The sequence below is a fragment of the Streptomyces capoamus genome, assembly GCF_014654935.1.
In the GTDB taxonomy this organism is placed as follows: domain Bacteria; phylum Actinomycetota; class Actinomycetes; order Streptomycetales; family Streptomycetaceae; genus Streptomyces; species Streptomyces capoamus.
On record NZ_BNBF01000001.1, the window covers coordinates 688,743 to 691,086 of the forward strand.

The window sequence follows — 2,344 nt, forward strand, 5'->3', positions numbered from 1 at the left end:
CGAGGACGTCCCCCCGTGGCGCGGCACGCCGAGCCGGCCCGGCCGTACGTCCGCGGGGCATCGCCCGAGGACGGCCCCGGGCGACCACCGGCTCGCTCGGTGACCCTCGTCACCTCCGGTCCGCCCGGGAAGAACTTGAGGACCTGAAAGGTTGGTGTTTACATCTGACCTGTTCGTCCCAGCCAGGGCCCCGCCGGCCCGCGCACCCCAGCGAGGCACCCGTGACCCACCCCCAGCCCGAGCAGCCCGCCGACGTCGTGGCACGGCTGCGCGCCGGCTTCGCCACCGGCCGTACCAAGCCCGTCGCCTGGCGCACCGGCCAGCTGCGCCGGCTCCGCGCGCTGCTCACGGAACGCGGTGCCGACCTCGCCGCCGCCCTCCGCGCCGACCTCGGCAAGAGCAGCACCGAGGCCTACCGCACGGAGATCGACTTCACCGTCCGCGAGATCGACCACACCCTGGAGCACCTGGCCGACTGGCTGCGCCCCGAGCCCGCGCCCGTCCCGGCCCACCTTGGTGCCGACGCCACCGCCTGGACGCAGTACGACCCCCTGGGCGTCGTCCTCGTCATCGCACCGTGGAACTACCCGGCGCAGCTCCTGCTCGCCCCCCTGGTCGGCGCGCTGGCCTCCGGCAACGCGGTCGTCGCCAAGCCGAGCGAGCTGGCGCCCGCCACCTCGGCCGCACTGGCCGAGCTGATCCCCGCCTACCTGGACACGGACGCGGTCGCCGTCGTCGAGGGCGGGGTGCCGGAGACCACGGCCCTGCTCGCCGAGCGCTTCGACCACATCTTCTACACCGGCAACGGCACCGTCGGCCGTATCGTCCTGCGGGCCGCCGCCGAGCACCTCACCCCGGTCACCCTCGAACTGGGCGGCAAGTCCCCGGTGTTCGTGGACCGCGGCACCGACCTGGACGTGGTGGCGGACCGGCTCGCCCGGGGCAAGTTCCTCAACGCCGGCCAGACCTGCGTCGCCCCCGACTACGTGCTGACCGACCCGGCAACCGCGCCCGCCCTGGAGGCCGCGCTGGTCCGCGCGGTCGAGGGCCTGTTCGGCAGCGATCCCGCGGTCTCGCCGGAGTACGGCCGGATCGTCAACGAGCGCCATTTCGACCGGCTCTCCGGCCTGCTCGGCTCGGGCCGCGTCGCCGTCGGCGGCGTCGGCGACCGGGCGGCCCGCTACCTCGCGCCGACCGTCCTCGCGGACGTCGACCCGGGGTCCCCCGTCATGCAGGAGGAGATCTTCGGCCCGATCCTGCCGATCGTCACCGTGGCGGACCTGGACGAGGCGATCGCCTTCATCAACGACCGCGACAAGCCGCTCGCCCTGTACGTCTTCAGCGAGTCCGACCGGACCAAGGAGCGCATCGCCGCCGAGACCTCCTCGGGCGGCCTCGGCCACGGCCTGCCCCTCGCCCATCTCACCGTCTCCGACCTGCCGTTCGGCGGAGTGGGGGAGAGCGGTATGGGCAACTACCACGGCCGCTACTCGATCGAGACGTTCAGCCACCGCAAGGCGGTCCTGGCGAAACCGCTGGGCTGAGCCGCCGCGGCCCGGGCCGGAGACGGTCCCGCCGGGCGCCCGCCACCTCGTGCCGGCGCCCGGCCGGATGCCGTGTGCGAGACTCCGTCGATGACCGCAGAAACGATCACAGCGCACTCCTCCGGCACCTGGGAACTGGGCGGACTGCCCGTCCACCGCCTCGGGTTGGGCGCCATGCGCCTGACGGGCAGCGCCGCCTTCCACCTCGGTACCCCCAGCGACCGTGAACGGTCACTCGCCGTTCTGCGCCGGGCCGTCGAGCTGGGGGTCAACCACATCGACACGGCGGCCTTCTACTTCTCCGCGCTGCGCTCCGCGAACGAACTCATCAACAGCGCGCTCGCGCCGTACCCCGACGACCTGGTCATCGCCGCCAAGGTCGGCCCCCACCGGACCTACGACGGCCAGTGGGGCACCTCCGCCCGGCCCGACCAGCTGCGCGGGCACGTCGAGGAGAACCTGCGCCAGCTCGGGCGGGACCACCTCGACCTCGTGTACCTGCGCCGGATGCGGCAGGACTCCGTCGCCGAACACTTCGGCGCGCTCGCCGAGCTGCGCGAGGCGGGCCTGATCCGCCACCTGGGGATCTCCGACGCCGAACCCCGCCACCTCGCCGAGGCACGGGCGATCGCGCCGGTGGTGAGCGTGCAGAACCGGTACGCCGTGGACCGCCCCGACCCCGTCGGCGACGAGGTCCTGCGGCTGTGCGGTGAGCAGGGCATCGCCTTCGTCCCCTTCTACGCCGTGGCCGGCGACGGCGGGGAGCGCAGTGCGACGGCCGCCCACCACGACGCCGTCGT

1 protein-coding gene and 1 pseudogene are annotated in these 2,344 nt (G+C 73.8%); both read left to right on the forward strand.

Annotated elements, in window-relative coordinates:
- Positions 1 to 221: 221 nt before the first annotated feature.
- Positions 222 to 1,544, forward strand: a complete 1,323-nt coding sequence (locus tag IE312_RS03120) for an aldehyde dehydrogenase family protein (protein WP_189978047.1) — start codon at positions 222 to 224, stop codon at positions 1,542 to 1,544.
- 174 nt (positions 1,545 to 1,718) lie between these two features.
- Positions 1,719 to 2,344, forward strand: a pseudogene (locus IE312_RS03125) (aldo/keto reductase); the annotation flags it as partial.